Below are 23,071 nucleotides of genomic sequence, written 5' to 3' on the forward strand. Positions count from 1 at the left end.
ATGATTCCTTAAAATGAGACTAGCGACACCACGCCATCGCTATCAGTAATTTGCACCTGTCCGGTTAATTCTCGGCCCTTGAAGCTGACGATCACACACTTAGCATCCGCAACGTTCGGTACTGAAAGGGCAGCAGATACCAAGTGAGATTTAACCAAAGATATTGGAGGCCACTCTCCTAGTATTTGCTGCCAGTAAGGCAGCCCCTGAGACGTGTCATACCAGCACTCACCGATAAATGTTTTAATGGCGCTGGCGACGTCCTGAGCTATTGAGTAAGGCAAACTAGCCATGGCAATATCTCCATTTGCATCAAGAACTAAATCCCATGCAGTGCGATCTAGAAGCAGCGTGTTTTGCATTGACTCTCCGGAATTTAGGTAATAAAAAACCCACAGTTAAGTGGGTTAGGTTTTGGTGATTAGACCTAACTAATTAAGCTACATCAGCTCCGTGGATCAGGTGGCGCAACGCTTCTACCCCGTTAGCGTTGTAGCGGAACGCCTCAACTTGCTTGCTGCTATACGCAGACTTATCCATTACATAAATGCCGTACTGGTCAGTCTTGAGGTTATTGGCGTTAGATATGCGGCCGATTTTTTGAGCAGAAATACCAAGCATCTCACCAACCTGACCGGCTGTGTAGAAATGTTCTTCCAGCTTTGGCAAAGGGATGGCTTCAAAACCAGCGACTGGGTTAATAATATTAGCCGCGGCGCACTGTTTAGACAGCTCACTAAGGTTGGGCATCATGTCGAAAAGCTGATGGACTGCATCTACTGACATTTTAAGTGTTCTTGCCCGACGATACTCTGGCAGTCCTGATGATGATTTCTCTTTCTTGCTTCCATCCTCAATTTGACGAAGACGGCGAATGACCTTCATTCGGAGTTGTGCGCTATAACCAGTCAGCAGGCATTCAACATGTTCTCGGTCCAGTAGGTACTCACTCTGTTTGCGATTCATGGTATCTAAATAGATGTGCTCAAATTTGAGCTTATCTTCTTTCAGATCTTCCAGCATAACTTCAACGTCACGCTTAACGTTTTTGTGCTGCTTACCTGTCAGAGTCGCAATCTCTCGGCTAGACATTTTCGTGACATCAGATCTACCATTTGCTAAAGTTAATGCAGACATAAAACCTCACACGGTTTAGTTTATTGAGCCGCCAGCTCTAACTGGCGGTTTTTTATTGCCTGTGTTTTGGCAAAATTAGTTAACCCCTAATACTCGCTCTACTGCGCTGACCTTGCTACGCAGCACTTGAATATGGTGTTGCAGCGAAAGTAACTGGAATAATGCGGCCTCCACTTCATATCCGGCATTTTTCAAATCAAACAATAAACGACCACATGGATTAGGGTAATCAGCATCGGGAGTTAACATTCTGGCTGGATACGCCCAAGGTGAACTCAATGCCTTTTCACCAATAATCCATTTGAACTGTTCGAAGTATTCCATTGGGTAAGATATTTTCGGGGCTGGTAGCGCTTCCTGTTTGCCGAGGAACTCACCCTCAATAGGAACTCGCGCAGCCAGTGAGAGAGCTTCCGTGAACTGGTCTTCACTGATTTCTTTGTAGCTGCAACCAAAGTGAGTTTTCAACGCTGACCACATGGTGATTATGGCTTTGGCTTGGTTTTCTTTTGGCAAAGCCTTGCCGCGATTCATTACTAACTGTTTGACCGCTTCCTGCTGTTCGATGGTGATTTTACCGGGCAATGCTTTCTTGGTGGACTTACGTGGACTTTCATAGCTTCCTGTTTTACGAATTGCGGGAAGAACTTCGGCAGTGACCCACTTGCGTACTCGGTGAGGTATGGTTCCCGGCTTTACAGCATCACGGCAGCGGAGTATCAGTGTATACATTCCTGACTCGCTTACGATATTGGCCTCTTCATTACCACGACTTAAGCCCTGAATTGAAGTTAGGGCTTTCTCATCATCATCTAAATTCATGATGGCTTTGGTTGGGTTCGATAGTTCGAGCACGCGGCATAAATCAGCAGCAACGAACCATGGCTCATTATGGATACTTAACACCCGAACAGCATGAGTATCAAAATGGAACTGTGATATTGCGGAAGTTTGCGTGTTATTTGCATTTGACTTTGCTAAACTATTCATTGTTAGTTCCTTGGTAGATACTGACAAATTAGAAACCCCTGCGGCTGCAACCAATGGGGTTTCGTTGTTTCTAAGCTGCATTAGAACGCTCTTCTCTCAAGCACCGCGCCAAACGCTGCACAATCGCAGAATTGATAGAAATTCCATCCATTTCAGCCATGCGGCGGATATCTTCTTTCATGCGCTCCGGCATGCGAAGCTGAAAGCTATCGTTCTTACGTCCGGTATAAAGAACATCTTGCATTTACTTTCTCCTGTTTCAGATAGCATCATTTTGATGCCTGACACCATTATGATGTCATTGTGAGTAATGTCAATATGATGCTACCGTGTTTTATATAAATAATTATGGACCCTAAAAATGACTGAAAAAGATGACCCAAATTTTATAGAGCGATTTACGGTCAGGATGCCTGACGGAATGCGTGATGCCATAGCTGAACGTGCCAAGCAAAATGGCAGATCCATGAATTCTGAAATTGTTCAGATACTGCAAGACGCACTATCTGGGGGCGCTATAAATATGGATGCCGAGTTTGTTTCTGTTTTTAATCAAGTCACACACGCACAGCATGAAACAATAGAAGAATTCGATGCTGTTAATGAAAAGGTAGATTGGTTGATAGATAAGCTTATGGAAAAAATTGATAACGAAAGCGCTAACGTTAGAGTGTTGCTTAAGGCAAAACAAAAATACGCCAATAAAAAACCTACCTGAGCAGCTTCGCACCACACCCAACAGCGCTTCGATGTAGAGTAAAGCACAGTGCTTTGAGGTGGTAAATAGCCCAAAAATCGCTCAATCGTAATCAATCGTAGAAAAGAGATAAATTTACAAAACTATTGATAACGCCGGCGCACGGACGCGCCAGATCCTTGGCAATTTGTAATCGTCAAAGTGGAAAATTAATCTAAGGAAACATATCACTATGAGTATAAATGCTGAACAATTACGTGACGCAAGCCAGTGGTTAATTAGAGAGCTAACAAGATTAAGTCAATTGAATCGGCCCCTTACTCTGGATGAGTTCTACCAATTCTCCGAAAATGAAATTTTCATCCATGAGTTGTTCGAAAATTATTGGGAGTTTATTCGCGGGCTGCACGTCCTAGACCCTAGTAAAGATACGCATAACAAAGAGTTACTGGAATATATGGAAAATGCTTTCTGTCGGCATGCAAACGCCATTACTCCAAAGACTTATGGTGTAGTAGACGACGCATACCTTCTCGCTATCAATGTTGCTGCGTCAATAAGCAGGGAAGCGGACGATCTTTAATTAGCTGCCTACTGCGTAAATGCAAAAACCCGCCGGAGCGGGTTTAGTCGATTGTTCTTTCTCATCTTTTTGTCTTAAGGGGTGACCTTTCCCATTTTTTGGCTAACCATTCGAATTCCTGATAGTAGGTTAACACCCCTTCACTATCCCTAACCCCATCTATAAATGGCTTGGCTTGCTTATATAGACGTAAAACGCTATTGCAGGATGTTTTTTTCAACATTCCTTCATCGTATATCCCAGCCTGAATACCAACTGCTATTCGTTCATAGTGGTTAAGAACATATCTAATATTAATGTTTTCTTCTGTGTCGAACTTCGCTCGATTGGCGAAGGATCTCATATTCTTATCATCAGATACATGAAGTTCAGATAGACACTTATTACCATCAATTAACTTACTGTCCGTCCGACTGGCAAATAAAAAATCAGCAGTTTGTTTTTTCCTTGCCGTTACCTTGGCACTCCAAACTGACACCACCGCAACTAATATCCCAATAAAGACACCGATATTTCTAGTTATCTCGGAAGAAAGAATAGATTTGAGCAATTCCATTATTGCCAGCCTTAAACAAAAAATCGGAGGGTTTCAGCCTCCGATCGCAGGTTCGTATGTGGTTTATTGGTTAGAAGCCATCAAACTCATCAAATTTTTTCATAATTACACCCTCATGTAATAGTTACCTTAAGGTAACTTGCATAGAATTCTACTTGACGAACTCGCCAACATACAACCGCAGTTGTTTATCAAATAGATAAACCATTGGTTAATCGAGTGATTTATTTTCTACCCAGTTCACGAATTTAACTCGAACTTACGCGATCTCGCTTGAAACAACTGGATGGTTGCACAGTCCTGACCAAGTTTGACTTTCTACTAACGCCTTAAATCTACTCAAGGACGCGTCAAAAATCAAAACCATCATCAAGAGCACCAATAAGATGCTCTTTATTTATAAATCTTTATACCTCACCACCTTCACTGTCCTATCCTGCCAATAGCCACCGTATGGCACTCGCTGGCTAAGTTGCCCATATGGATGATGAAGCAGTATGCTATCTTCCAACACCCACCTAAACTGGAGATATAGATGGAATGGATTATCGGTATTGTCGTGCTGGTTTTTTTCGCAAGCCTATTCAAACCAAGAAGCTGCGACATTTGCGGTGCTGACTTTAAGAAAAAATACTTCACGTGGGAAATTGAAGGTAAAAAACAGCACCTATGCCCATATTGCAATGGCAAAATGAGTCGTAGAAAAAGTGACCAGAAATTCAAAGATAGATTTGGCTAAAAAAGCCCACTTGGTGGGCTGTTCAGTGCGGCTTTCGCTACCTCAACAGGGCGTTGTTTCCGCTGTATTTATTAAAGTTATTCACACAGTGCCGGTAAAACACATCGTAATTATATTGAGGGTCTGCAAATGGGGATTCAGGGTCGGCGTAGACTGAGTCAAGTAGCTTATTAACCCACTTAGCCGTCCGATCATAATAGAACTGCTTAGGGGTTATCTTCGACATAATCTGAACTTCAGCATCTTTTCTTGTGAAATCAGAATTTATTAGTTGGATGGATGTTTTTAGTATCCCAGCACGCTGCATGCACTCGCCCATGGCGTTCATGTCAGCAATACTTGAAAATGACATAATAGATAACAGCATGCCAATAATGATTTTTCTCATTTTTATGTCACTCTTGGAATAAATCAAACATGTCATCATTCTATCATTAAACCGGCAATCCTGTATCACTACCACCTATCTGAACGCCACCATGCTTATGTGTTGATAAGTTAATTCCATTTCCTTTTATCTCGCCAATAGCTGTAATCGTTCCACCAAAGGTTGCATCACCTGTGTTACTTCCCTCACCTTGAGAAAGATTGCCATTAAGTGTGATGACTGGAGAGTTAACGGTAAATGATGTTGCAGCATTATGTTCAATTTCAGGAGCAATAATTGTAACTTTATGAGGGGATACTATTTCAATACCACCAGAAAAGTATCGCAAAAACTGAGTTGGGATACCATTTAGAATGCCGCCCATATAGAAAGCATCCGATGCGTGAAATTTTCTTCCCGATCCCGGAGGGGATATTCTCCTTGAGGATTTTACTGCTGAGATATCCCTACTGGCAAACATAGCTATTCCGATATCACCAACCTTTGGGTCGATGATGATCGCATCACTACCACCTTGCAGCCTCATGTATGGAACCTCATAAATATCACTATGATCGACAACTCTTCCTTTGCTATCTGTCATGGTAACCATTGGCTGTATGGTTACTTTACCCACTGGTGACACGCCGCCATCATTAGATGATGCCTTAACTACAACTATTGTTGATGTCCATATCTTATTCATGAACTGACTAATGAAAAACTCTAAAGAATTTGGATCTGAAGATGAAGATAACGGAGTACTTTGAATCGCAGATGACATGATTAAAATTCCCCACCAGAAGAGGTGCTAGTTAATGTAGACATCGTGAACCACGGACCTCCAGGCATTTCACTCGATATCAAATGACTGACTGCTTGGATATAAAGATCTCCATTAGCCCGAGGTGAAGCACTAAGCAATCTAAGTCGCCTTCCACGAACAATATCAGGAGTGAATATCGCCGTTACTGCGTATCCATATCCAAGATAGTTAGGATAACCAATGAGCCCCTCTGATGGTGATAGATGCACCATTTGGTTATCTTTAACGCCACCAGTCGGCCATATCGAGACAATGCGATTTTCAATCGCTAAATCAATCCCAGCAGCTCTCGCTATATCTCTTATTTGCTCAACTGGAGACCCCCAAGAATAATGATTCGATAATGATGTATTAACGCCATTATTTGTAAATCCGAAGTCTATAGATTTGGCTATAGCTTCAATCATAGATGCAACATTAGTGCTTCCTGGTGAGCTATTTGAAGCGGCTGGAAGGATCTGCTCAACAAATCCGCTTTTGGCCTGAATGACCAATGGGACGTTTGGCGTTTCATTGTAGTCAATCATACCGTTAAAAATTGTCCCTTGGAAAACTTGCGACATTCCGCTTGCTTCGTCCCCGGCTGTCATTGTTATCGCAATGTTTTTAATAACTCCGTAGACTTGTGCATACGTGCAGCACTTGTTCATATCTGATTCTTTCATGCCGTAGATCTTGGCATACAGGGTGCTTCCTGATACGCCGCCAGCATTATCTATTTGGGCTTCAACCCTTAATCCTGAAACTGTCAGACTGTCATTGCCGTCACCGAAATCATCATCACTCAGGGTGAAATTTACTGTTATCTTTCGCTTTTGATAACTCATAAATCAGCCGCCTCCAAATAGTAAAATACAAAGCGACTACCAAGGCCGGCATAGACAGGATCATCAGTACCAGAATTATCAGCAAACACAAGGTCACCAATGAATCCAAGATAGGTAAGACGTACTATTCTTACTCGGTCTCGGCATACGACAGATGAAAGGATGTTTTCCGTACCAACCATTAAAGTGCAATACATGACTCCGCTTTTCTGACTCAGGCTTATAGTGCAACTCTGCCCAGCAAGGATAACGTTTAACGTTTGAGACGGAACCGCAGCAATGGGAATGACTTGCATTAGAATAGTTCCTCGGCAGTTTTTGGGGCCGCTGAGAATTGTTCCGCAGTCGGCTTGTTTGCGTAGACTTGCCCCTGATTTACCGGGTCGGCAGCGCTATCACTTTTAACTGATTTGTATTGAGCATCTCCAGTGACGCGAATCTCGTTAAACCTTGCTTCGACGATCAGCAGGGTCACCCCGTTCTCATTGGTTCGGCGATAGTCATATCCGACCAAATCAACATTGTTGTACACATAATCAGGGGTAACGATGTTGTATAGGTCAAGCGAAGCTTGCATTTCATCCAGCCGCGCAAGGAAGGATTCCCTTGTCATTCTAGCCGCTGACAAATTGCCACTGCATGCCATTTTCATACGAATATCAAAGGGGGTCGCAACCTTGTTAAATGAAGAAAAACCACCCGCCTCAATCGGATAGTCCAATATTCTCGATTCGCCTTTATATTCGATATCAAGTACAGAGTCAGGGAGTATTGCCTGAGTGCCATCTTGTGCGTAAATCCCCCACTTGGGGGTGATTACCGAATCAAGAATTGACAGGATGTCGCCACTGTATATGGCGCTCATGATCGCGTCCTGATCGATGCTCAGACCAGAACGCGCCACATTAGGCACACCAAGAACATTAGGGACGTTTGGGAAATTGATTAATGGCATCAACTTATTCCTCCGTTAGCCGCGGCAACTAGACCATTGCGCCTAATTTGACCGCCCAGATCTCTAGCGATACCTGTGGCGTCTGTTGCCTGAGTTAGAACATCGATTTTACCAATGCTAATCTCAGTGCTTGAGGTGCTTGATGTTTGGTTGTTATTGGTGTTGTTAGCAAAGCGCTGAGCGCTCACCTGTGCACCCATCGGCATTCCATTTAAAACCTTTGGTATGTAATTCAATGTTTCTAGCGGGGCGTTTCCAAGCCCTTTTTTCTGAACATTTCCAATTCCCCAGTTATAAGCTGCCAATGCTTTATTTAGGTCTCCACCGGTAGCTTTGAGCAACTGGCTTAAATATTTAGCTGCCGCATTCGCTGATTTTTCCGGGTCATATACATCGTTACCTTTAAGCCCCATGTCTCTGGCTGTCGGGTCCATAAACTGGAACAAACCCTTAGCTCCAGCACCAGAGATCGCATATTGATTGCCACCTGATTCAGTGGTCGCCACGCTTCGGAGTAATCCTGTAGGTAGCCCGTATTGCGCTTCCAGCTTTCCAAACTGACCACTCATCCAGTCAAGCAAAGCCTTACCTTTTCCTGTCGCTCTTGCCGCTTGAGCGTGCTGTTCTGGGTCACGTGGTGATTTAGTTCCATAGGCCGAGTATTCTCCAGCGCTGTAACCTCCAGTAACTGAATCCCACCACCTAATGATCTTGTCTCCAGGTGTATTCCCTACCTCCGAGGATTCAAAATCTTTATTCTTTTTAATTAAGTAATCACCGACAGACATTTTAGAAGCCTTAGCTTCTTCTTGAATGCTGTTTACTTTGTTGTAGGCGTTTATTGTCGCTATCGCAGCAACTATTGGCCCAAGAGCACCGGATACTTTACCGAGGGTTCCAAGCATTCCAAGCGCCCACTTGCCAACCATAAAAGCGAGTAATATTTCGAAGGCATTCTGCAAGCCACCAACAGCATCAACAACCTTTCCGATTTCTGCTGCCGAATTAGTAAAAAAGGAATTTATTTCTTCTTGATGTGAACTTACCCAGCTAGCAAATCTATCCAACAAGACTAATAGCTTATCAATGTATGGGATTAGCGCTGTAAATAGCTTTTCCCTTACACTTTGGAAAGTTTGATCTATCTTTGCCCACTGCTCTTGGAACCGCTTAGACCTCTCAACGGCAGCATCAGTCACGCCAGAGTTTTTATACATATCCTGATAAAGTTTTTGAACTTTCTCTGGCCCCTCCATCAGCATGTTGATGGTGGACGAGTCCATTCCTAGCCCAGAGCCAAACTGCCTTGCTGCACCAATGGAAAGATTTTTATCTTTGAATTTTTGGGCGATTTCTATATAGAGATCACCTACCCCCTTCATTTTACCTTGGGCATCTCTTGCTGATATACCAAGTGAACCAAGCGTTGCGATTGCTTGTTCGCCCCCCTTACCCATAGAGAATGCATGAATGCTATCGCTGAGCGACTGCATTGAGCCAGTAAGCCCTTCAGCAGTTCCACCCGTTGCTTGGGCGACATGTTGCCACGCATCCAATTGACGAGCTGACATATTTAGGGGTGCCGCTGAACGTCCTAGCGTAGCCATGCTATTGGCAGTGCCAATGATCAGGTCTTTAAATCCCTTAATGGAAAGAGATATCCCGACCAGTGCTAACAACTCATTTCTGATACTGCCAAAAAATGCACCAGCCTTTTTACCCTGTTCTGCCATGTCCTTGGCAAGCTTTTCCGCCTCCTTTTTTTGCTTCTTCATCTCCTCGGTTATTTCTTTACCGCCCTTTTTAAAGCCGGATGATTCCAGCCCAAGCGTGATGACAAGAGCATCGACAATAGTTGGCATCATTATTCCTTAGGCTGGTTCATGATTCTGGCGTTATGGTTATCAACCGTAATAACCTCCAGCATCATCCATAGGTCAGCCACACCATAAACGGTGTCCAACTCATGAAGGGATGCTTTACCTGCTGAAATTACGGTTGCTATTGGTGCGGGGATATTGAGGTATTCTACTAGGCCGCTTGGCATGTCCCCTATGAATTGGGGGCCGAAGTCAATTGCGCGGCGGCCATTAAAAAATCCGCATGCAGATCAAAGACAGCCTTGCGCAATTTAACCCGCGTAGTGATTTCTTCGATATCATCTTCGACTAGGTCGCGAGAGAACTCTTTGTTCGCTGGATTCGGGATGATTTGAACGCATTTGAACATCTCGCCAAGTAGAAATTCGGCAGTGTCGAATGGCAATTTCATAACCATATTCAGGCCAAAGGTGGCAATTGCAGAGAAGCCCATTTTATCAATTCCTTCAGGAATATTAATTCCTTCTCGACCGATAGCTAACAGTGCACGTGCCGCCCACAACTCTGCCTGAGACGCTGACATCTCAGTCAGGATAAACACCTTTCCTTTGTCTCGGCCTTCGTCCTTAACCTCGTACATCGCCTTTTTGCGCGCCATTAGATTGTTTCTCCTGTGACTCTTTCCCAACGAATAACGAACGGCGTTGGTTGAAGTGTTTTTTTCACATCAGGGATTGTTTTTGCACTCACCAAAAAACCTTTGGTTAAAGTGTATTTTCGCCCCAGCGCTGGTAGCTGAATGGTTGCGTTAGCCGTTAATGTTTCGCGCATGGTTTTCATCGCAGTGACCCACGTTTCAAAGATAACCAGCGATGGGGAGTCAGGCATGATGGTGATTGTCTGGTTGGTTGGGTTAAACACGAAACCACCAGATAGCTTGCCATCAATGCCCATTACCGTTTCAGTGATATCCAGAGCGTCAGTAGAGAAAGCATCGTCAGAGCTATATCCTTCAAGGATCTGCGGGGTAGCATATAAATTGGTGATCGCTAACGAAAATACGGAGTTAGCAGAAGTGATTGTTGACATGGTTAGCGCTCCGCTATTGGATTTCGATAGATGCGAGGGTCAGTTTCTGAATAGCACCGCCATCAGCATAATAAAGCGTCATGCTTGGACTGGTTCGCGCTGACCGGATTTGTGCTGTCGCTGGGACAATCTGCAAGTAATAACCTTTCGCAATAATTGCCTGAGACACATCAGAGCCGATAGCAAACTGGATCTGCGCAATCTGAGTCTCTGACAGCGTGGTCCCAGTACGAATCGCACCGAAGTTGATAGCGGCATTCAGAGGATCAAGACATGCAGTTTCGACCAATGCATAACCAGCGTTGTTATAAGGAATCGAGCCAACGCTTAGTAACAGATTCAACATTGCTGATTGCAAGCTGGCGTTGAGCCAAATCTGATTAACGTAAGCATCCATCCATTTGAATGAGCCACTTACTGATCCATCGTAGAGGAAATTCCACTCATCAGAGGATGTTGCATAACGACCGTAGAAGTTATAACCGTTGGCAATCAGATTGGTTGCTTCTGTTTCATCAGTCGTTGATGGCAGCAAGCCACCTTGTCGCTTGAATGCGTAGGTAATCCGGCCATTTGTTCGAGTGAAATCAATTGCCGCCGTGACGCCTAATACAAACGCAGCGAGAGTTATGTCACCATATAGCAAGCAACTCCCTTCATATTCAGCCTGTTTGACTGCATACGCCCATGTAGTTGTGCTGTCAGCAGCAATGGCATTGGCATCTGTATCAAAACCCACATACGCATAACGTTTGTTGGTGCCATTCGTCCACTGAGAGAATGCAATTTTGTTTTCAAGGTCAGGTTCGAAAGCTGTGGTAAATGCGCCAAAGTTCTGTGTACGCAGCACTAATGCAGTCATGAAATCAACTGGGTTTGTTTCGTCTGCACCTTGCGACGTTACAGCACTGGTTGCATTAGTCATTTTTAGGCTAGTTGATAGCGTTCCCGTGGCATAACTAATTGTCGAGGTCGCGCCAGAAGTTGTCGATCTAATCGTGAATGCTGACTGAATTGAATCGAACGTTACCGGCAGACTTAGCGCCGTTGCCAGAATGGTAGCCGCTGAACTAAAGCTCGTTGCTGCTGCTAGGCTAATGCTAGCTGCTGTCACTGCTGTGCCGTCAACCGTAATGGTAAGCGAGCCGGTAAGTAACTTCAGCTCATCCAATTTCATTGTAGCCATAGAGCCACTTCGCAAATACGCCGATACATCAGCCGCGGGATACTGAGTTAAATTGAGCAGGCCCGGCATCTTGGTGGCATTCAAATAGCCGCCAAAGTAAATGCCAGCCATTTCAGCCTCTGTTGAGGTTGCTCCGAAATACTTAGATACAGCATCAGCACTGGCAAACTGTAGCGTTGAGCCGATCGGGATTACTGTGTTAGTAGTTAAGATCAGTCCGTTCAAATCAACGGCAGATCCACCGGCAGATAAAACACCGGGATTAACTTGTACGATATTCTTAGCTGGGATTGTCATTTATTCATTCTCCGGTGGGAATTTTGCGTCGATTTCTACAAGACCGATGCTAACGCTTTCCATAAACTGCTGAAGTACAACGACACTAGCGGGGATTTGGGCGTGCAAATCACAAGTCCATCGGTTCTCCCACTGGTCTTCGCCATTTATCATTGCGGTTTGTTTTGGGTCGGTGCAGAACAGCGGAGTGATTAACGAGCTGCCAGTTTCAGCAGAATTATGCCGAAACCATTCACATGAGTAATCAGTGCGAATTATCATCGCGATAGTATTTGCAAACTCCTGAGCTGAATCGCCGTAGAAATCTAGCTGACATCGCCACACCGTTGTTCGTTTATGAGTTTCTGTGTTGATGTCGTTATCTGGGTCAAACTGATAAGACACCGCATTTGTGGATAGGCCATCCACGCCCAAAGGCGTCATGACAATGAAATCCCCCGTTGGCATAGCTGTTCTATTTAGCTGTGCTTGTCGACAGGAAGTAACGGTCACGTGAGCGATAAGAAACGAGCGAAGAGAAGTGAATAACCCATCCATCAGCGGGGTGATGGTTGCTGCCATTATGTTACCTGTAGTGTTAATCCAAGAGAGCACCAGTCAGGCCAAAGCTCTATCACAGTGCGAATCATCCAAACCTGAGGGCCAATAACCAGAAGGTCACCGCCAGAAATTCCCGGGCGGCTAATAGCGCTGAAATTACCATTCACATAGAATTTTTTTTCAACTCCAGTGATGTTCATTCCGTCAAGGTGCTTAAGGTCTTTCCATGCCAGAGGTTGGAGTTGTCCGGTAACCTGTTTTTCAACATAATTTGGGCTAACCTTGCCAGCAGCATCCTCATTTTCACCCGAATATACTTTTATGGTGCCATCAATGAACGGATTCACTTGTCCAATCAACCCTGAAGCAATCTGATGTAAATTCATTCTGATTCTCCAGTGATGATTTCAAAGTCAACAGCACTCTGCATGCTTCCTGAATCGACCAATGTCTTATCTGGACTAGCACGACCTTTCCTGCGTTTATTGTTAATTGTGGACTGTGTATTGGGTGGTGGGATTGAGTTCTCAATGGAATCTCTAATATCTTGAACCATAACAGCACCGAGAATATTGAATGCTTTTTTTATGCCTCCGGGCTCATGAGCCTTTCCAATGACCAATCTGCCAAGAGTTCGCCCCCAATCGCCAGACTTCTCAGCAACGGTGTTTCGCATGAATGGACGCGCCGGAATATTAAGGGTTCCGAATTCGTTTGCCGCCGCATATGGGGCAATAGGATCGCCCGTATCCCTATTGGTTGCCCCCGCTAATATGCCAACATTCATTTGCAGCTTAATATTCTCAGAAATAGCAGCAAGCGCGGCTTCTAATTTGTCACCACCTGATATTCCAGCCATAAATTACCCCCATGGATGATAGTAGCGCTGCGCAATGTAGCGTCCACCAACGATGTATTTCTTGATCGCCTGAAAGTAAGCCTGACCACAAGGTGTTAGCTTGTACCATGAAGCAGTTGTTACATCGGGGACAGCGAACGACACACTCACAGAACCCTCTGAAGCTCCTGATACTGGACCAGACTGTCCATCCCCCCATAGAGCGACAGAGGCTAGATGGCAAGTCAGCATGTAGAGAAGCGTCTTGCGATTTTTAATGCCGTTGTCAGGGTCATAAGGAACAATAGATCCGTCAGTGTTGTCCAGCATCAAGCAAGCGGTGTCGAAAGCATTCTGTAATTGAATGGGCGTTAAGACACCAGTAAATCGAGGGTAGATTCCGAGAAATTCGTCACTGTCAAAAGTGACCACAGCCATTATGCAGCCTCTCCCGCCGGTACTTCTTCGGTTTTAATTGTCTTGTCGTTTTTCGTATCGACAGGCTCACGTCCATGCTTAACGCCTCGATTATCATCGGCGTTTTCATCTGCACTAGCAGAATCTGGTTGATGAATAAGAGTCCCTTTTCGGACTAAATCGTCCACCATTGAAGGATACGTAGCCAACACTTCTTCCCAATCAGCAGACGGAACGATGGTCTTACCAAATCCGCATGTCAGTGTGCCTTTCTCCAGCCCGCGCAGATGGAAGTCGCTGCCAAATAATGCAACCTTGCGACCATTAGAAATATCAAACACGATGCCGTGTGGGTGCTTTAAGCGAACGTGAACTGAATTAGACATATTATTTCCTTGAGATAAAGAAACAGCCTCCTCAGAGGCTGTGATTTTGCGTTGACGCGCCATAATTTACATTCCCGTCATTTGGGCAACCGCCACAGGCACCTTAATAACGCCACCATAGGTAGTCCCGGTAACTTTTTGAGCGAATGATGACAGTGATGGGACGATGCGACCCATACGGATTTTCTCACCGAACCCCAATAGGCCCGTTTGATTACCCAATATCTCAGGGGCGATCAGCATCATAGTTTCAGCAGCCGCTGGCGCAACCGCTGCGCCCAACTGTGGAAGAGATACAAATTCCATATTAGGGAAATACTCTTTCAGCATCGACATAACTGTGATACCGAGCTGGGTAGGCTCAGCCAGAAGTGCACGCAACGCAGGAGAGCTTGCTAGCTTAAGGTGTGACTTCTCGTCTACCAAACCCTGCAACTGATTCACTAACTGAGTGAAGAGTTTGATCACGTCATTGTAGCGAGCAATTGCGTCCTTACCTGACCACGCAGTCACACCGCCAACGGAGATCGGGGTAGTTGCTGCTGGTAGGTTTGGATCGTTCAGGACACCATAGATTTCTTTACCAGCAACGCCCAATAAGTAAAACCTATTTGAATCGATGTCGATGGTAGTAGCTGCTGAGCGCTGCTTCGCTGCTGCAAGATTGATTTTGGCTTGCGCCGCCATATCTTGCTCCAAATCGCCATACTGAATGATTGTCTGGAAGCGATATTGTTCACGTGTAAACCATTCTGAGTTAACGCCAGCTACGCCAAACTGACCAAAGTCAGAATATGCGGCGGTACTGCCGGTCACTTCATCGGCACGCCATTTGAAATAAGGCGTAGTCCAGTCGCCACGCTTCTCTTCGCTATACAGTTCGCGGGCATTGCGTGGGGCTGTCATAATCTCAATGACAGTCGGGTCAATGTAAGCCAGCAATTCTGCTGGAATAGTTGTGTTTGCTTGGGTGATAAGAGCAGCATCCTGAATCAGGCGAGGCATGTTGTCTTTCGTGATCCACTCGCGAGCGTTGCGACCAAAATCGAAGCCGTATCGCTTGGCTTGTTCGAACGTAATATTCATTATTATCTCCATCCGCACGTGACGATGCCCACCGAGTTATTTCAGTGTTAGTTACGAGCGGATTATTTCAGTGTTTAGGCGGCGGGGGTCCAGTTGGAAATGAAGACTAAACCATCTTCTTCCCGAACTTCTCTAACAACAAAACCGGTCTCAACAGAACCAGCAACGGTAGCTCCAGCCGCAGCATAAGAAATAATGCCGGTCGTGGTATTGGCGAATGCTTTCTGTCCAATTGTTGGTGCGGTTGATGTATAAACGGCATAGAACTCGCCAATACTCGCTACGGTAACAGGCGTTTTATCTGGGATAGCTAGCGTGCCGCCAGATGTCAGTGTGAAATTATAGTAATTGAGAAGGCGCTCTACGAAACCCGCCACGACAGACCCAGATGTTTTGACTTGGTTTTCTGGGTCCGTTCCCCTAAACACGAATCGACCGACATACACCACACCCTCAGCCAGAGGATTTCGAGGTAAGTAGACTACTGGGTTATGCGATGCTCGGTCACCGGCTACAGCACCGGAATAATAAAGATTTACTTGTTTTTGAAGGCCCATTGCATTGCCCCTTAATTAATTTTGATATTGCCGAGACCTGCAAACTGGCCTTCGAAAGTATCTAGAGATGAGTCCTGAGTAATGGTCTGCTGTGATGGCTTATTCGCCGCCAACATATCAACCATGCCTTTGTATGCGGACTTTTCGTATTGACCGATTTTCACGCCTTTAGCTTTCAGTGCGTGCCCGTAAATATCTTCGGCGCTGTCAAACGCCATGACATCCACTTCGCCAACCAAATCACGAACTTTACGCCCAGCTTCGTTCAGATTGCGGAAATGAGACTGAGCCTCCGTGCGTGCCTGCAATTTAATAGTATTAGCATCCATCGCTGGTTCGCCTTCTTTTTTCTTCCTGGCTGCTTCAGCGTCAGCCGCGTCTTTATCGGCCTGTGCTTTAGCTGCTTTCTCTTCTTCGGTGAGTTCATCACCAACAACTGGTTCAATGACGCATGCGAGAATTTTAGCCAGCACTTCATCGGGAATTTTACCTTCCAGAATTGCTTTCAAGCTTTCAGAAACGTTGTCTTCATCAAAGATAGTTTCTTCAGTCTCAACTGGTTTCTTTTCTTCAGGCTCAACGACTTCTTCAGCCGCTTCCATCAGTTCAGCCAGTTCTTCAGGTTCGATTTCCATGTCTTGAGCAATCTTGTTGCCGTATTGGCGAACGACTGCTTTAGCTAGGGTTGAAGGTTTTTTATATGATCCAACCAACTTGGTCAGATCTGCGGGAGCAGCATCCATGGTAAGACGCGGCTTTAAGTAGGCAGCCAGCGTTGCACGCACCGCCACCTGTTTGCGGGTAAGTTGCATTATTTTTTGCACCTTTATTGGTTTTGACGGCATTGCGTCTTGGACGTGAACATCGGGACCACATCGTCCCTCTGGCACCACGGTTACATGATTTCCGGTGAGATCCGTGAAAATGAAGTCGTAATGAACTCCTTCGAACTCTCCGGGCTTTGAAAAATCTGGAGTGAAGAAATATCCGGCGCTCACTTCTTTTTGAGAGCCATCTTCTATTACCGCAATCCCTGACTTATCAGTGAAAGTGAATGCGTTATCGAGATATGGTCTGTTAAGAACTGGGGTGGTGCCTACCGAACCTATGCGCTCTTCTTTAAGCGGGTTATCAGCGCTATCCAACTTATGAACGATCAGTATCGGAACGCCATTGAAAGTATCGACGGCTTTAACTATTTCTTCCCACGGACGATACCCGTAGTAAATCTTCTCGGGATCCAAACCTAAAGCTTCGAAACCCGGTATTTCTCTTCCGTAATACGGTGCGACCTGCTCTTTCGTAATGTGATTTTGTGCGATTCGCAGGTATCCATTACGGTCGTATTCGCGACTACTGGCTTTATCAAGGGCGAGAGCGGCATCACCGGCATAGCCATTTGAAGATGCAGCAGCTCCCTGCTTCTCGGCTTGCTCACGTGTCGGATAAATCTTTCCGTGTGCGCCCCATCGATAGCCTTTCCTGCCGCTTTTAAGTGTTACTTCTCGGATTGGCATTGTTGTTTCTCTCTTTCTGCGCCTTTAATTTAGCTCGCACCGTTTTAGCTAGGTGGTGGTCGTCATGTGCCACTCTTGTTTTTAGTGGTGCTGCTGGCTCACAAGGCCTACCAACTGGAGGTGATGGGATGGGATGGGTAAAAATTCATAGCCTCTATCTTCATCCAGACAGCACAACATTCCAAAAGTGAAGCCGAACACAAGCCCGCACAGGAATAGGGCTAATGCTAATATTCGCATCTCTTCCATTTATTCACCTTTCTTCAGAAAATAAAAAAGACCGCTATAGCGATCCTATTGCTTTTCGGTTTTGGTGGTGAAGGCGGTGGCCTTTTCACTGTGTCGCCTTGTTTGTATGGCGTTGGTGCTTTACACATACTTGGCATTACTCCTACTCAATGATTGGCCTGCAATCACACTTACAGCCGGGAAGCTCTCCTGGTTGTACATATCGCTTGAGATGAGAATCCCAGAATCCCACTGCGAGGTCATATTCTTGACCGTCAGCCAGAACGTGAGAGTGCCGGTATGATTTACTACCACCAGATCGATGCTTGAGAATTCCACGCTTTATTCCTGAATCCATTAACCGCTGGCGTGATATTTCATTTGAAGCCTTATTGTTCTGGTCTGATGCGATAAATTTTGCCCTGCGCTCTGTAATGCCATAACGATGTTTCAGCTCTTCCTTTAGATATCCAATATCTCGACCGCGGATTACGCTTTCCTGAACCAAGGTGCTGACCTGTGTAAGGTATTGCTCAGGGATCGATTTTATCAAGTTGACCTGTGTTTCGTAGATGCTGTCGAGAACGTTCCTTACCTCTGGAGTGATGCGCATGTTAGTGGTCATACCTTCAGCACGGAGCTTATTCTTTACTGACGTCGAGGCGTAAGCATCAGACCGTCGCACAAACCAGATCGCAATATCTTCTGCTTTCTTGTTGAAGGTTCCCCGCCAACGAGCCATGACAGAGAGAAGCTTCTTATTCATCAGCTTTGCTGGTGAAGCATCCCCGACAATCTTCGGTTCCTGCTTTCTATATTCAGCAGAGATCCAGTAGTTTACCGAGGTGCTCATGTCATCAACTAGCGATTGAAGTTTCCTTTGATATTCCATTTGGAGACCAGCGTTCGGACTGATCGCCTTCGCCGTTTTGGTTTTCTTCGCCATTTCCAGACTCCGGTAGCTCGTCCACATCAATACCAGTGAAACCGCTGTGAGGGTCTTCTGAAAGCGCCTTACGCACCTCCATTGAGCTTACGTCCCCTCCTTCCTTGTAGATTGATCGCGCCTGAGCCTTAATTAGCTGCGTCTCAGCGATTGCCTTATCGTCTTCTTCGTTCAATCCAACGAACTTGAATTGCACTGATTTATCATAACTTCCGAGGGTGACAATTTGCAGCACGTCCAGCATCTTCTGTATCGGACCGCGCAAAACTTTCTCCTGCTGAGAGGAAATATGATCGTTGTTGTTCTTGATATCAGCATTACCAGTGTTGAAGCCTGATGGAGACAGACCGAGCGTTTTAACCACGTTGGTGCGGTTTATCATCACTACGAACTCAAGCTGTTGCCGGACGATGTCGGTAACACCATTCATAGGGGTAACGATGTTGACGATATCCTCCATCTCTTTGTCGATAGCGAGAACTCCGTCATTCGACCGGTAAGACGCCATGTATTGAAGGCGAGGATCGAGTGAGCTTGTTGCGCTAGGATTAGTCAGGATGTCCTGCATGTCAGTTTTCAGCACGGTTAAAGAAAACTTTTCCAAAAGTCTTGCTTCTGCCTGCCGCGCATCTTGGAAGTGGATGACGTAATCGTAAAGAATTTGTGCCTGAGGCAACCCGAGGAAGTTATAGGTTGGCTTCAAAATGACTGGCACTTCGTTACCGCACACTCGAATCATGCGGCTTGAGTGAACCTGTTTACCAAGCACCCACCATGTTTGCGGTTTGTAGTACATTGGGCTTAGTGGGTCTATTGACTCGTAGGTGCCAGGGAAGATATTGATCGGCTCTATCAGAGTGAAGCGCTTAAAGTCCCTCAGTTCTGCCGATTTATCAGAGATATCCAGCGGGGTAAGTAACTGCTCATCTTTAGCGCCGGTATCAATGAAAATCAAGCAACCACCGAAATAGCCATCAAACTCAGCCGCTGCATGGCATATATCACGAATGCGATAGTCAATCATCGCATCCTGCAATTTCTTCTTTTCATCCGTGTCATCGCCGTCGTTATTCTGATCAACCGCATCAATCTCTATCCATTCTCGCGTCATATCATCAGCAAGCGTTTCGATACATGCACGGATGAGTCCGTTCTGCATTAGCGATGACAATGCAGCATAACCCATGAATGATGGGCCAAGCGCGGGGAACTGACCGTGTTCGAAAGCGTGCTGAAGAAGAGTGTAGGATCCACCACTATCAAGTGAATGATCCATTGCCAACACGGCCTCTTTAGGGGCACCCAGTGTTTTAGCTGGTCCATAAAGCTCTTTAATTTCGCCGTAGGTCGGAATGTAACCCTGCTGGTCTATCTTGTCTCTCAATGACTGAGATACAGCAAATTTCTTGCGCTCAGGACGTGTTGCCTTGCGCCGAGTGTTACGACGTTGTGTTTTATTCATAGATTACCGGCGCATTGGAGTGAGGTTTCTGGACTGAGCTTTATTTACGAGGTCTGGATTCATATTGAGTCCAGACCCTCCTGATGAGATTTCGTTGAATGCTCTCGAAAGGCAATCGACTTGGTCGTCATGAGATCCGTTAGGGAACATGCGCAACTCTGAAATTAAAGCATCATTCCAAGGGGCCCGAAGCAATACGACATTACCCACGTTAACCTGAGCAGCAAATGGCTCGGCACGCGTTACCTTATCACCGCTTTCCGTGCTGGATATCACGCGATGCCCTGCGAGCATTTGAATGAATGACGCCACCTGAGCTTTACCAGCTTGCCCTGGATCTTGCGGGATGCTTATCTTCACGCGCTTGCCATCTCGGTCAGCGGTATTTAGCACAGCAGCCCTGACATCATGAGGGAGCCCTTGCAGACGAACCATGTCGGCAATAATGAACCGCCCATCTGGCAACTTCCCAATCTTTCCACCTGCCGTATAGTCTGGGTCTCTGCCCGCTTTAGGAACTGAGGCTGCAAAGTCCCAACCACGAACAAAGCGCGTTCCTTCAGGGATCGCCTCAACAATGGGCATAGTGTCTGGCTGGAAAGTGTTACCCTCGCCCGCATACGGTTCCTGCTGATATTGCCCAGCAAATACATAGGGGCTCGCCTTCATCATCTGTTGAAGCTTTTCGACAGAGTGCTTCTCCGGCCACAAAGCTTCACCTGATTCATCCAGCGCTTTCATTCTGATAACTCGCCACTGCTCACCGTTCGCACCACCTTCAAGCCATCCGGCGATATCTTTTTCATGGAGGCGCTGCATGATGACAATAATCGGAGTGTTGGGTGAGTTGCAGCGAGATTCGAGCGTGTTCTGGAACCATTCAATAACGCCTTCGCGGATAACGTCAGATCGCGCCTCATCCGCCTTGTGGAGGTCATCACAGATAATTGCCCCACCAAATCCTTCTCTAACTTTCCCAGCACCGTAACCAGTGATTGTGCCGCCTGTACCTGTTGCGTACATACAGCCACCTTCAACTGTTCTCCACTCATTCTTGGCCTGAGAATCGTCACGCAGATGAACCTCAGGGAAAATTTCCTGATATTCAGATGATCGGAGTATTTCTCGTATCTCGGCGCTATTCTTTGTGGCGAGCGTTGATGAGTAACAAGCGTGAATAAATTCTGAATCTGGGTTCTTTCCCATAGTCCAGGCGATGAACATAACGACCGCAAGTTCGGTTTTAGAATAACGCGGCGGAATATTGATGATCAGCCGTTTTTCTTCGCCACGATACACTTTCATCAGTTCATCGCAGACGTGTTTGTGATGCTTCCCGCGTAGCCATTTAAACTTGCGGCGCTGGAGAAACATCCATCTTACGAAAAAGTAGAAATCAACTCTGGCAAGGTTAATGGCAGCTAGTTTTTCTTTCACGTCCATTTACACCTCGTCGTTTAGCTTCCTCGCGATTTCTTCGAACTCTTTTGCATTGAGAGTTGCAGTTTGAATTACCCCGCCATTCGGCCCTGAGTGCTCGACCTTTTGCTTATTGCTATAAGCGTCACCAACCTCTTTTGCGGCCTGTTCCATTAGCTGAGCGGTCATCGCAAAGTTCTTCATGCTCTCAGCCTTCGTCGCCATGCGGTCGAGCGCTCTAAGTCGATAAGCGCGATTGGCGATTGGGATGTCGGATATTTCAGTTTGAAAGCGGGAGCGAGTTGAGTTGAAGAGGTCTATCCATTTCTGTCCGAGATTCTTCGCAATGGCCTTTGTCGGGTCGTATGACGACACCTGCTGAAGCGTTAACGTAAGGCTGAATTCTTGTTTCACCAAGGCGACTACTTGCGACGGTGTGTCATAGCAGGCCAATGACTGGACGATGAAGGCTTTGACCTCTGGTTTTAATGCAGCCATTGGTATCCTCCATGACTAACGTAATGTAACTAATCAAGCTAATTTAAGCAGGCACGTCCCGCACGCTCTTGCGATATTGAGATTGCCTACCTCGGGTTTGTTATTCGCTGCGTCAATCATCTCTTGGACTTCAACGCTTGCGCCGTAGCGACGAACCACACCAACAAACTCTTCGACATCATGGCCGCGCAGTTTCAATACTGGTTGCCCTTCTTTGTTAAACTTGGGCGCGCCGAATTCGTCCTTTGCGTGGCAAATATGGTATAGCTCGTGTTCTATCAGAGCACAGAACTCAAGGTCATTACATTGAGCACAATAATCAGCAGCCAGAGTGATGATGAATGTCGGCACATCGCCGAACCATTCATACATCTGTTGTTCCATTCGGGCCTTTTGCCAGCCACCGGCTCTCATTGCTACTTGCTCAGCTTGACCAAGAACAGTGCGACCCTGCTTTTCAAACGCAGAGGATGCCCACATAATTTTTATGTCAGCGTCGATTAAGTGACTGTGGTCAGGATTGTGTAGTTCGCCATCGTCACTGAGTATTTGACTGTTAACCCATTCAAGCACTTCAGTGGCTGGAACCAATTCAATGTATGGTTTGAACTCATTAACGAATGATAGTGGTGGATATGGCCGCTTCATTTGTATGTCTGAATTAGCCATAACAGAATATTCCGCTGGTTGATAAAGTCTCAGCCGCTGATTGGCCAATACCTTGACGTGTGAAAACCTCTATAAGATTCTGTCAAAGGCGCTTGTTAGCACCTTTTGCAGAGTTTTATATATAGCGCCAAATAAAAAACCGCCCAGAGGCGGCTTGATTACTTTTAGTTAAAGCTCATTAGCATCAACGAACTCATTTATAATTTCGAACCTTTCAGCGGCTTCCTCTGCTCTTGATTTGAGAAGAACACCATCCAATTTCCCATCAAACCTTGAAGTAATGTAGCTTCTTATATCATCAGGGTTTATTGAATTGGAGTTATTTGCTTTTATCACTTTATAAATAGCCTGATAGAACCGGCTTTCATCACGTGGATGTGAAGTATGCCAAGTGTCTATACCAAGCCATCCATCAAGCCCATCTAAATTCTTGCTCATT

General features: G+C 45.7%; 30 protein-coding genes and 3 pseudogenes. 3 read left to right on the top strand and 30 right to left on the bottom strand.

Annotated features, from left to right (window positions below; genetic code table 11):
* Positions 1 to 8: 8 nt before the first annotated feature.
* From BN68_RS08770 to BN68_RS08785, 4 genes and pseudogenes are all read right to left on the bottom strand, one after another.
* On the bottom strand, positions 9 to 362 hold the full coding sequence (locus tag BN68_RS08770; protein ID WP_019210798.1) for a hypothetical protein: 354 nt from the start codon (positions 360 to 362) through the stop codon (positions 9 to 11).
* Positions 363 to 435: 73 nt separating this feature from the next.
* Positions 436 to 1,137 carry a Rha family transcriptional regulator gene (locus tag BN68_RS08775; RefSeq protein ID WP_019210799.1) on the bottom strand — a complete coding sequence of 234 codons (702 nt, stop codon included), beginning with the start codon at positions 1,135 to 1,137 and terminating at the stop codon, positions 436 to 438.
* Positions 1,138 to 1,449: 312 nt separating this feature from the next.
* Positions 1,450 to 2,127: pseudogene (locus BN68_RS08780) on the bottom strand (BRO-N domain-containing protein); the annotation flags it as partial.
* A gap of 70 nt (positions 2,128 to 2,197) precedes the next feature.
* Entirely contained in the window at positions 2,198 to 2,371 is a 174-nt protein-coding gene (locus BN68_RS08785) for an Arc family DNA-binding protein (RefSeq protein ID WP_019210801.1), read from the bottom strand.
* A 117-nt stretch (positions 2,372 to 2,488) separates the two neighbouring features.
* Between BN68_RS08785 and BN68_RS08790 the strand changes: the two genes are divergently transcribed.
* The gene (locus tag BN68_RS08790; protein WP_019210802.1) at positions 2,489 to 2,845 is read left to right on the top strand and encodes an Arc family DNA-binding protein; all 357 of its coding nucleotides are present in this window, start codon (positions 2,489 to 2,491) and stop codon (positions 2,843 to 2,845) included.
* Between the two features lie 211 nt (positions 2,846 to 3,056).
* Positions 3,057 to 3,407 carry a hypothetical protein gene (locus BN68_RS08795; protein ID WP_019210803.1) on the top strand — a complete coding sequence of 117 codons (351 nt, stop codon included), beginning with the start codon at positions 3,057 to 3,059 and terminating at the stop codon, positions 3,405 to 3,407.
* A gap of 61 nt (positions 3,408 to 3,468) precedes the next feature.
* Here BN68_RS08795 and BN68_RS08800 read toward each other — a convergent pair whose 3' ends face one another.
* Together BN68_RS08800 and BN68_RS23885 are read right to left on the bottom strand one after the other, a co-directional pair.
* Positions 3,469 to 3,963, bottom strand: a complete 495-nt coding sequence (locus BN68_RS08800; protein WP_019210804.1) for a DUF4760 domain-containing protein — start codon at positions 3,961 to 3,963, stop codon at positions 3,469 to 3,471.
* 397 nt (positions 3,964 to 4,360) lie between these two features.
* A pseudogene (locus BN68_RS23885) lies at positions 4,361 to 4,477 on the bottom strand (peptidase P60); the annotation flags it as partial.
* A gap of 21 nt (positions 4,478 to 4,498) precedes the next feature.
* Between BN68_RS23885 and BN68_RS08805 the strand changes: the two are divergent.
* Positions 4,499 to 4,702: a hypothetical protein gene (locus BN68_RS08805; RefSeq protein WP_019210805.1), complete on the top strand. Its 204-nt coding sequence runs from the start codon at positions 4,499 to 4,501 to the stop codon at positions 4,700 to 4,702.
* 37 nt (positions 4,703 to 4,739) lie between these two features.
* Here BN68_RS08805 and BN68_RS08810 read toward each other — a convergent pair whose 3' ends face one another.
* From BN68_RS08810 to BN68_RS08925, 24 genes and pseudogenes are all read right to left on the bottom strand, one after another.
* On the bottom strand, positions 4,740 to 5,090 hold the full coding sequence (locus BN68_RS08810) for a hypothetical protein (protein WP_145579432.1): 351 nt from the start codon (positions 5,088 to 5,090) through the stop codon (positions 4,740 to 4,742).
* 46 nt (positions 5,091 to 5,136) lie between these two features.
* Positions 5,137 to 5,853: a Gp138 family membrane-puncturing spike protein gene (locus tag BN68_RS08815; protein WP_019210807.1), complete on the bottom strand. Its 717-nt coding sequence runs from the start codon at positions 5,851 to 5,853 to the stop codon at positions 5,137 to 5,139.
* A 2-nt stretch (positions 5,854 to 5,855) separates the two neighbouring features.
* On the bottom strand, positions 5,856 to 6,722 hold the full coding sequence (locus BN68_RS08820; protein ID WP_019210808.1) for a baseplate hub protein: 867 nt from the start codon (positions 6,720 to 6,722) through the stop codon (positions 5,856 to 5,858).
* Positions 6,719 to 7,018: a phage baseplate plug family protein gene (locus BN68_RS24650; protein WP_019210809.1), complete on the bottom strand. Its 300-nt coding sequence runs from the start codon at positions 7,016 to 7,018 to the stop codon at positions 6,719 to 6,721. Before BN68_RS24650 ends, BN68_RS08820 begins: the two co-directional genes overlap by 4 nt.
* Complete coding sequence (locus BN68_RS22905; protein ID WP_019210810.1) at positions 7,018 to 7,677, bottom strand: phage baseplate protein; 660 nt, start codon at positions 7,675 to 7,677, stop codon at positions 7,018 to 7,020. Before BN68_RS22905 ends, BN68_RS24650 begins: the two co-directional genes overlap by 1 nt.
* Positions 7,677 to 8,279 (bottom strand): annotated as a pseudogene (locus BN68_RS24590) (lytic transglycosylase domain-containing protein); the annotation flags it as partial. The gene BN68_RS22905 and the pseudogene BN68_RS24590, both read right to left, overlap by 1 nt.
* A 1,262-nt stretch (positions 8,280 to 9,541) precedes the next feature.
* A complete protein-coding gene (locus BN68_RS08840; protein ID WP_019210812.1) occupies positions 9,542 to 9,724 on the bottom strand; it encodes a hypothetical protein in 183 nt (60 codons plus the stop codon).
* Between the two features lie 5 nt (positions 9,725 to 9,729).
* A complete protein-coding gene (locus BN68_RS08845) occupies positions 9,730 to 10,155 on the bottom strand; it encodes a hypothetical protein (protein WP_019210813.1) in 426 nt (141 codons plus the stop codon).
* Complete coding sequence (locus tag BN68_RS08850) at positions 10,155 to 10,586, bottom strand: phage tail fiber protein (RefSeq protein WP_019210814.1); 432 nt, start codon at positions 10,584 to 10,586, stop codon at positions 10,155 to 10,157. Before BN68_RS08850 ends, BN68_RS08845 begins: the two co-directional genes overlap by 1 nt.
* A 13-nt stretch (positions 10,587 to 10,599) precedes the next feature.
* Positions 10,600 to 12,069 (bottom strand): DUF3383 domain-containing protein, encoded by a 1,470-nt coding sequence (locus BN68_RS08855; protein WP_019210815.1) that lies wholly within the window; start codon positions 12,067 to 12,069, stop codon positions 10,600 to 10,602.
* Complete coding sequence (locus tag BN68_RS08860; RefSeq protein ID WP_019210816.1) at positions 12,070 to 12,630, bottom strand: phage neck terminator protein; 561 nt, start codon at positions 12,628 to 12,630, stop codon at positions 12,070 to 12,072.
* A complete protein-coding gene (locus tag BN68_RS08865) occupies positions 12,630 to 12,995 on the bottom strand; it encodes a hypothetical protein (protein WP_019210817.1) in 366 nt (121 codons plus the stop codon). The genes BN68_RS08860 and BN68_RS08865 overlap by 1 nt, the downstream gene beginning before the upstream one ends.
* Positions 12,992 to 13,468 (bottom strand): HK97-gp10 family putative phage morphogenesis protein, encoded by a 477-nt coding sequence (locus tag BN68_RS08870; RefSeq protein ID WP_019210818.1) that lies wholly within the window; start codon positions 13,466 to 13,468, stop codon positions 12,992 to 12,994. The genes BN68_RS08865 and BN68_RS08870 overlap by 4 nt, the downstream gene beginning before the upstream one ends.
* Positions 13,469 to 13,471: 3 nt before the next feature.
* Positions 13,472 to 13,885 (bottom strand): DUF4054 domain-containing protein, encoded by a 414-nt coding sequence (locus BN68_RS08875; protein ID WP_019210819.1) that lies wholly within the window; start codon positions 13,883 to 13,885, stop codon positions 13,472 to 13,474.
* Positions 13,885 to 14,313: a hypothetical protein gene (locus BN68_RS08880; RefSeq protein ID WP_019210820.1), complete on the bottom strand. Its 429-nt coding sequence runs from the start codon at positions 14,311 to 14,313 to the stop codon at positions 13,885 to 13,887. The genes BN68_RS08875 and BN68_RS08880 overlap by 1 nt, the downstream gene beginning before the upstream one ends.
* A 3-nt stretch (positions 14,314 to 14,316) precedes the next feature.
* Positions 14,317 to 15,336, bottom strand: a complete 1,020-nt coding sequence (locus tag BN68_RS08885; RefSeq protein ID WP_019210821.1) for a major capsid family protein — start codon at positions 15,334 to 15,336, stop codon at positions 14,317 to 14,319.
* 74 nt (positions 15,337 to 15,410) lie between these two features.
* Positions 15,411 to 15,893: a structural cement protein Gp24 gene (locus tag BN68_RS08890; RefSeq protein WP_019210822.1), complete on the bottom strand. Its 483-nt coding sequence runs from the start codon at positions 15,891 to 15,893 to the stop codon at positions 15,411 to 15,413.
* A gap of 11 nt (positions 15,894 to 15,904) precedes the next feature.
* On the bottom strand, positions 15,905 to 17,410 hold the full coding sequence (locus BN68_RS08895; protein WP_019210823.1) for a DUF2213 domain-containing protein: 1,506 nt from the start codon (positions 17,408 to 17,410) through the stop codon (positions 15,905 to 15,907).
* A 391-nt stretch (positions 17,411 to 17,801) separates the two neighbouring features.
* Entirely contained in the window at positions 17,802 to 18,584 is a 783-nt protein-coding gene (locus BN68_RS08900) for a phage head morphogenesis protein (RefSeq protein ID WP_071822397.1), read from the bottom strand.
* The gene (locus tag BN68_RS08905; protein WP_019210825.1) at positions 18,496 to 20,046 is read right to left on the bottom strand and encodes a phage portal protein; all 1,551 of its coding nucleotides are present in this window, start codon (positions 20,044 to 20,046) and stop codon (positions 18,496 to 18,498) included. Before BN68_RS08905 ends, BN68_RS08900 begins: the two co-directional genes overlap by 89 nt.
* A gap of 3 nt (positions 20,047 to 20,049) precedes the next feature.
* On the bottom strand, positions 20,050 to 21,489 hold the full coding sequence (gene terL / locus BN68_RS08910) for a phage terminase large subunit (protein ID WP_019210826.1): 1,440 nt from the start codon (positions 21,487 to 21,489) through the stop codon (positions 20,050 to 20,052).
* Positions 21,490 to 21,963: a DUF2280 domain-containing protein gene (locus tag BN68_RS08915; protein ID WP_019210827.1), complete on the bottom strand. Its 474-nt coding sequence runs from the start codon at positions 21,961 to 21,963 to the stop codon at positions 21,490 to 21,492. It abuts the gene before it with no gap.
* A gap of 33 nt (positions 21,964 to 21,996) precedes the next feature.
* Positions 21,997 to 22,632, bottom strand: a complete 636-nt coding sequence (locus BN68_RS08920) for a putative metallopeptidase (protein WP_019210828.1) — start codon at positions 22,630 to 22,632, stop codon at positions 21,997 to 21,999.
* Positions 22,633 to 22,800: 168 nt separating this feature from the next.
* Positions 22,801 to 23,070, bottom strand: a complete 270-nt coding sequence (locus BN68_RS08925) for a hypothetical protein (RefSeq protein ID WP_019210829.1) — start codon at positions 23,068 to 23,070, stop codon at positions 22,801 to 22,803.
* Position 23,071: the final 1 nt, after the last annotated feature.

Source organism: Yersinia massiliensis CCUG 53443 (assembly GCF_000312485.1).
GTDB classification, from domain to species: domain Bacteria; phylum Pseudomonadota; class Gammaproteobacteria; order Enterobacterales; family Enterobacteriaceae; genus Yersinia; species Yersinia massiliensis.

Coding starts and splice junctions, on each gene's coding strand:
- BN68_RS08770 (WP_019210798.1), bottom strand. CDS start 362: ATGCAAAACACGCTGCTTCTAGATCGCACTGCATGGGATTTAGTTCTT.
- BN68_RS08775 (WP_019210799.1), bottom strand. CDS start 1,137: ATGTCTGCATTAACTTTAGCAAATGGTAGATCTGATGTCACGAAAATG.
- BN68_RS08785 (WP_019210801.1), bottom strand. CDS start 2,371: ATGCAAGATGTTCTTTATACCGGACGTAAGAACGATAGCTTTCAGCTT.
- BN68_RS08790 (WP_019210802.1), top strand. CDS start 2,489: ATGACTGAAAAAGATGACCCAAATTTTATAGAGCGATTTACGGTCAGG.
- BN68_RS08795 (WP_019210803.1), top strand. CDS start 3,057: ATGAGTATAAATGCTGAACAATTACGTGACGCAAGCCAGTGGTTAATT.
- BN68_RS08800 (WP_019210804.1), bottom strand. CDS start 3,963: ATGGAATTGCTCAAATCTATTCTTTCTTCCGAGATAACTAGAAATATC.
- BN68_RS08805 (WP_019210805.1), top strand. CDS start 4,499: ATGGAATGGATTATCGGTATTGTCGTGCTGGTTTTTTTCGCAAGCCTA.
- BN68_RS08810 (WP_145579432.1), bottom strand. CDS start 5,090: ATGAGAAAAATCATTATTGGCATGCTGTTATCTATTATGTCATTTTCA.
- BN68_RS08815 (WP_019210807.1), bottom strand. CDS start 5,853: ATGTCATCTGCGATTCAAAGTACTCCGTTATCTTCATCTTCAGATCCA.
- BN68_RS08820 (WP_019210808.1), bottom strand. CDS start 6,722: ATGAGTTATCAAAAGCGAAAGATAACAGTAAATTTCACCCTGAGTGAT.
- BN68_RS24650 (WP_019210809.1), bottom strand. CDS start 7,018: ATGCAAGTCATTCCCATTGCTGCGGTTCCGTCTCAAACGTTAAACGTT.
- BN68_RS22905 (WP_019210810.1), bottom strand. CDS start 7,677: ATGCCATTAATCAATTTCCCAAACGTCCCTAATGTTCTTGGTGTGCCT.
- BN68_RS08840 (WP_019210812.1), bottom strand. CDS start 9,724: ATGCCAAGCGGCCTAGTAGAATACCTCAATATCCCCGCACCAATAGCA.
- BN68_RS08845 (WP_019210813.1), bottom strand. CDS start 10,155: ATGGCGCGCAAAAAGGCGATGTACGAGGTTAAGGACGAAGGCCGAGAC.
- BN68_RS08850 (WP_019210814.1), bottom strand. CDS start 10,586: ATGTCAACAATCACTTCTGCTAACTCCGTATTTTCGTTAGCGATCACC.
- BN68_RS08855 (WP_019210815.1), bottom strand. CDS start 12,069: ATGACAATCCCAGCTAAGAATATCGTACAAGTTAATCCCGGTGTTTTA.
- BN68_RS08860 (WP_019210816.1), bottom strand. CDS start 12,630: ATGGCAGCAACCATCACCCCGCTGATGGATGGGTTATTCACTTCTCTT.
- BN68_RS08865 (WP_019210817.1), bottom strand. CDS start 12,995: ATGAATTTACATCAGATTGCTTCAGGGTTGATTGGACAAGTGAATCCG.
- BN68_RS08870 (WP_019210818.1), bottom strand. CDS start 13,468: ATGGCTGGAATATCAGGTGGTGACAAATTAGAAGCCGCGCTTGCTGCT.
- BN68_RS08875 (WP_019210819.1), bottom strand. CDS start 13,885: ATGGCTGTGGTCACTTTTGACAGTGACGAATTTCTCGGAATCTACCCT.
- BN68_RS08880 (WP_019210820.1), bottom strand. CDS start 14,313: ATGGCGCGTCAACGCAAAATCACAGCCTCTGAGGAGGCTGTTTCTTTA.
- BN68_RS08885 (WP_019210821.1), bottom strand. CDS start 15,336: ATGAATATTACGTTCGAACAAGCCAAGCGATACGGCTTCGATTTTGGT.
- BN68_RS08890 (WP_019210822.1), bottom strand. CDS start 15,893: ATGGGCCTTCAAAAACAAGTAAATCTTTATTATTCCGGTGCTGTAGCC.
- BN68_RS08895 (WP_019210823.1), bottom strand. CDS start 17,410: ATGCCAATCCGAGAAGTAACACTTAAAAGCGGCAGGAAAGGCTATCGA.
- BN68_RS08900 (WP_071822397.1), bottom strand. CDS start 18,584: ATGGCGAAGAAAACCAAAACGGCGAAGGCGATCAGTCCGAACGCTGGT.
- BN68_RS08905 (WP_019210825.1), bottom strand. CDS start 20,046: ATGAATAAAACACAACGTCGTAACACTCGGCGCAAGGCAACACGTCCT.
- terL (WP_019210826.1), bottom strand. CDS start 21,489: ATGGACGTGAAAGAAAAACTAGCTGCCATTAACCTTGCCAGAGTTGAT.
- BN68_RS08915 (WP_019210827.1), bottom strand. CDS start 21,963: ATGGCTGCATTAAAACCAGAGGTCAAAGCCTTCATCGTCCAGTCATTG.
- BN68_RS08920 (WP_019210828.1), bottom strand. CDS start 22,632: ATGGCTAATTCAGACATACAAATGAAGCGGCCATATCCACCACTATCA.
- BN68_RS08925 (WP_019210829.1), bottom strand. CDS start 23,070: ATGAGCAAGAATTTAGATGGGCTTGATGGATGGCTTGGTATAGACACT.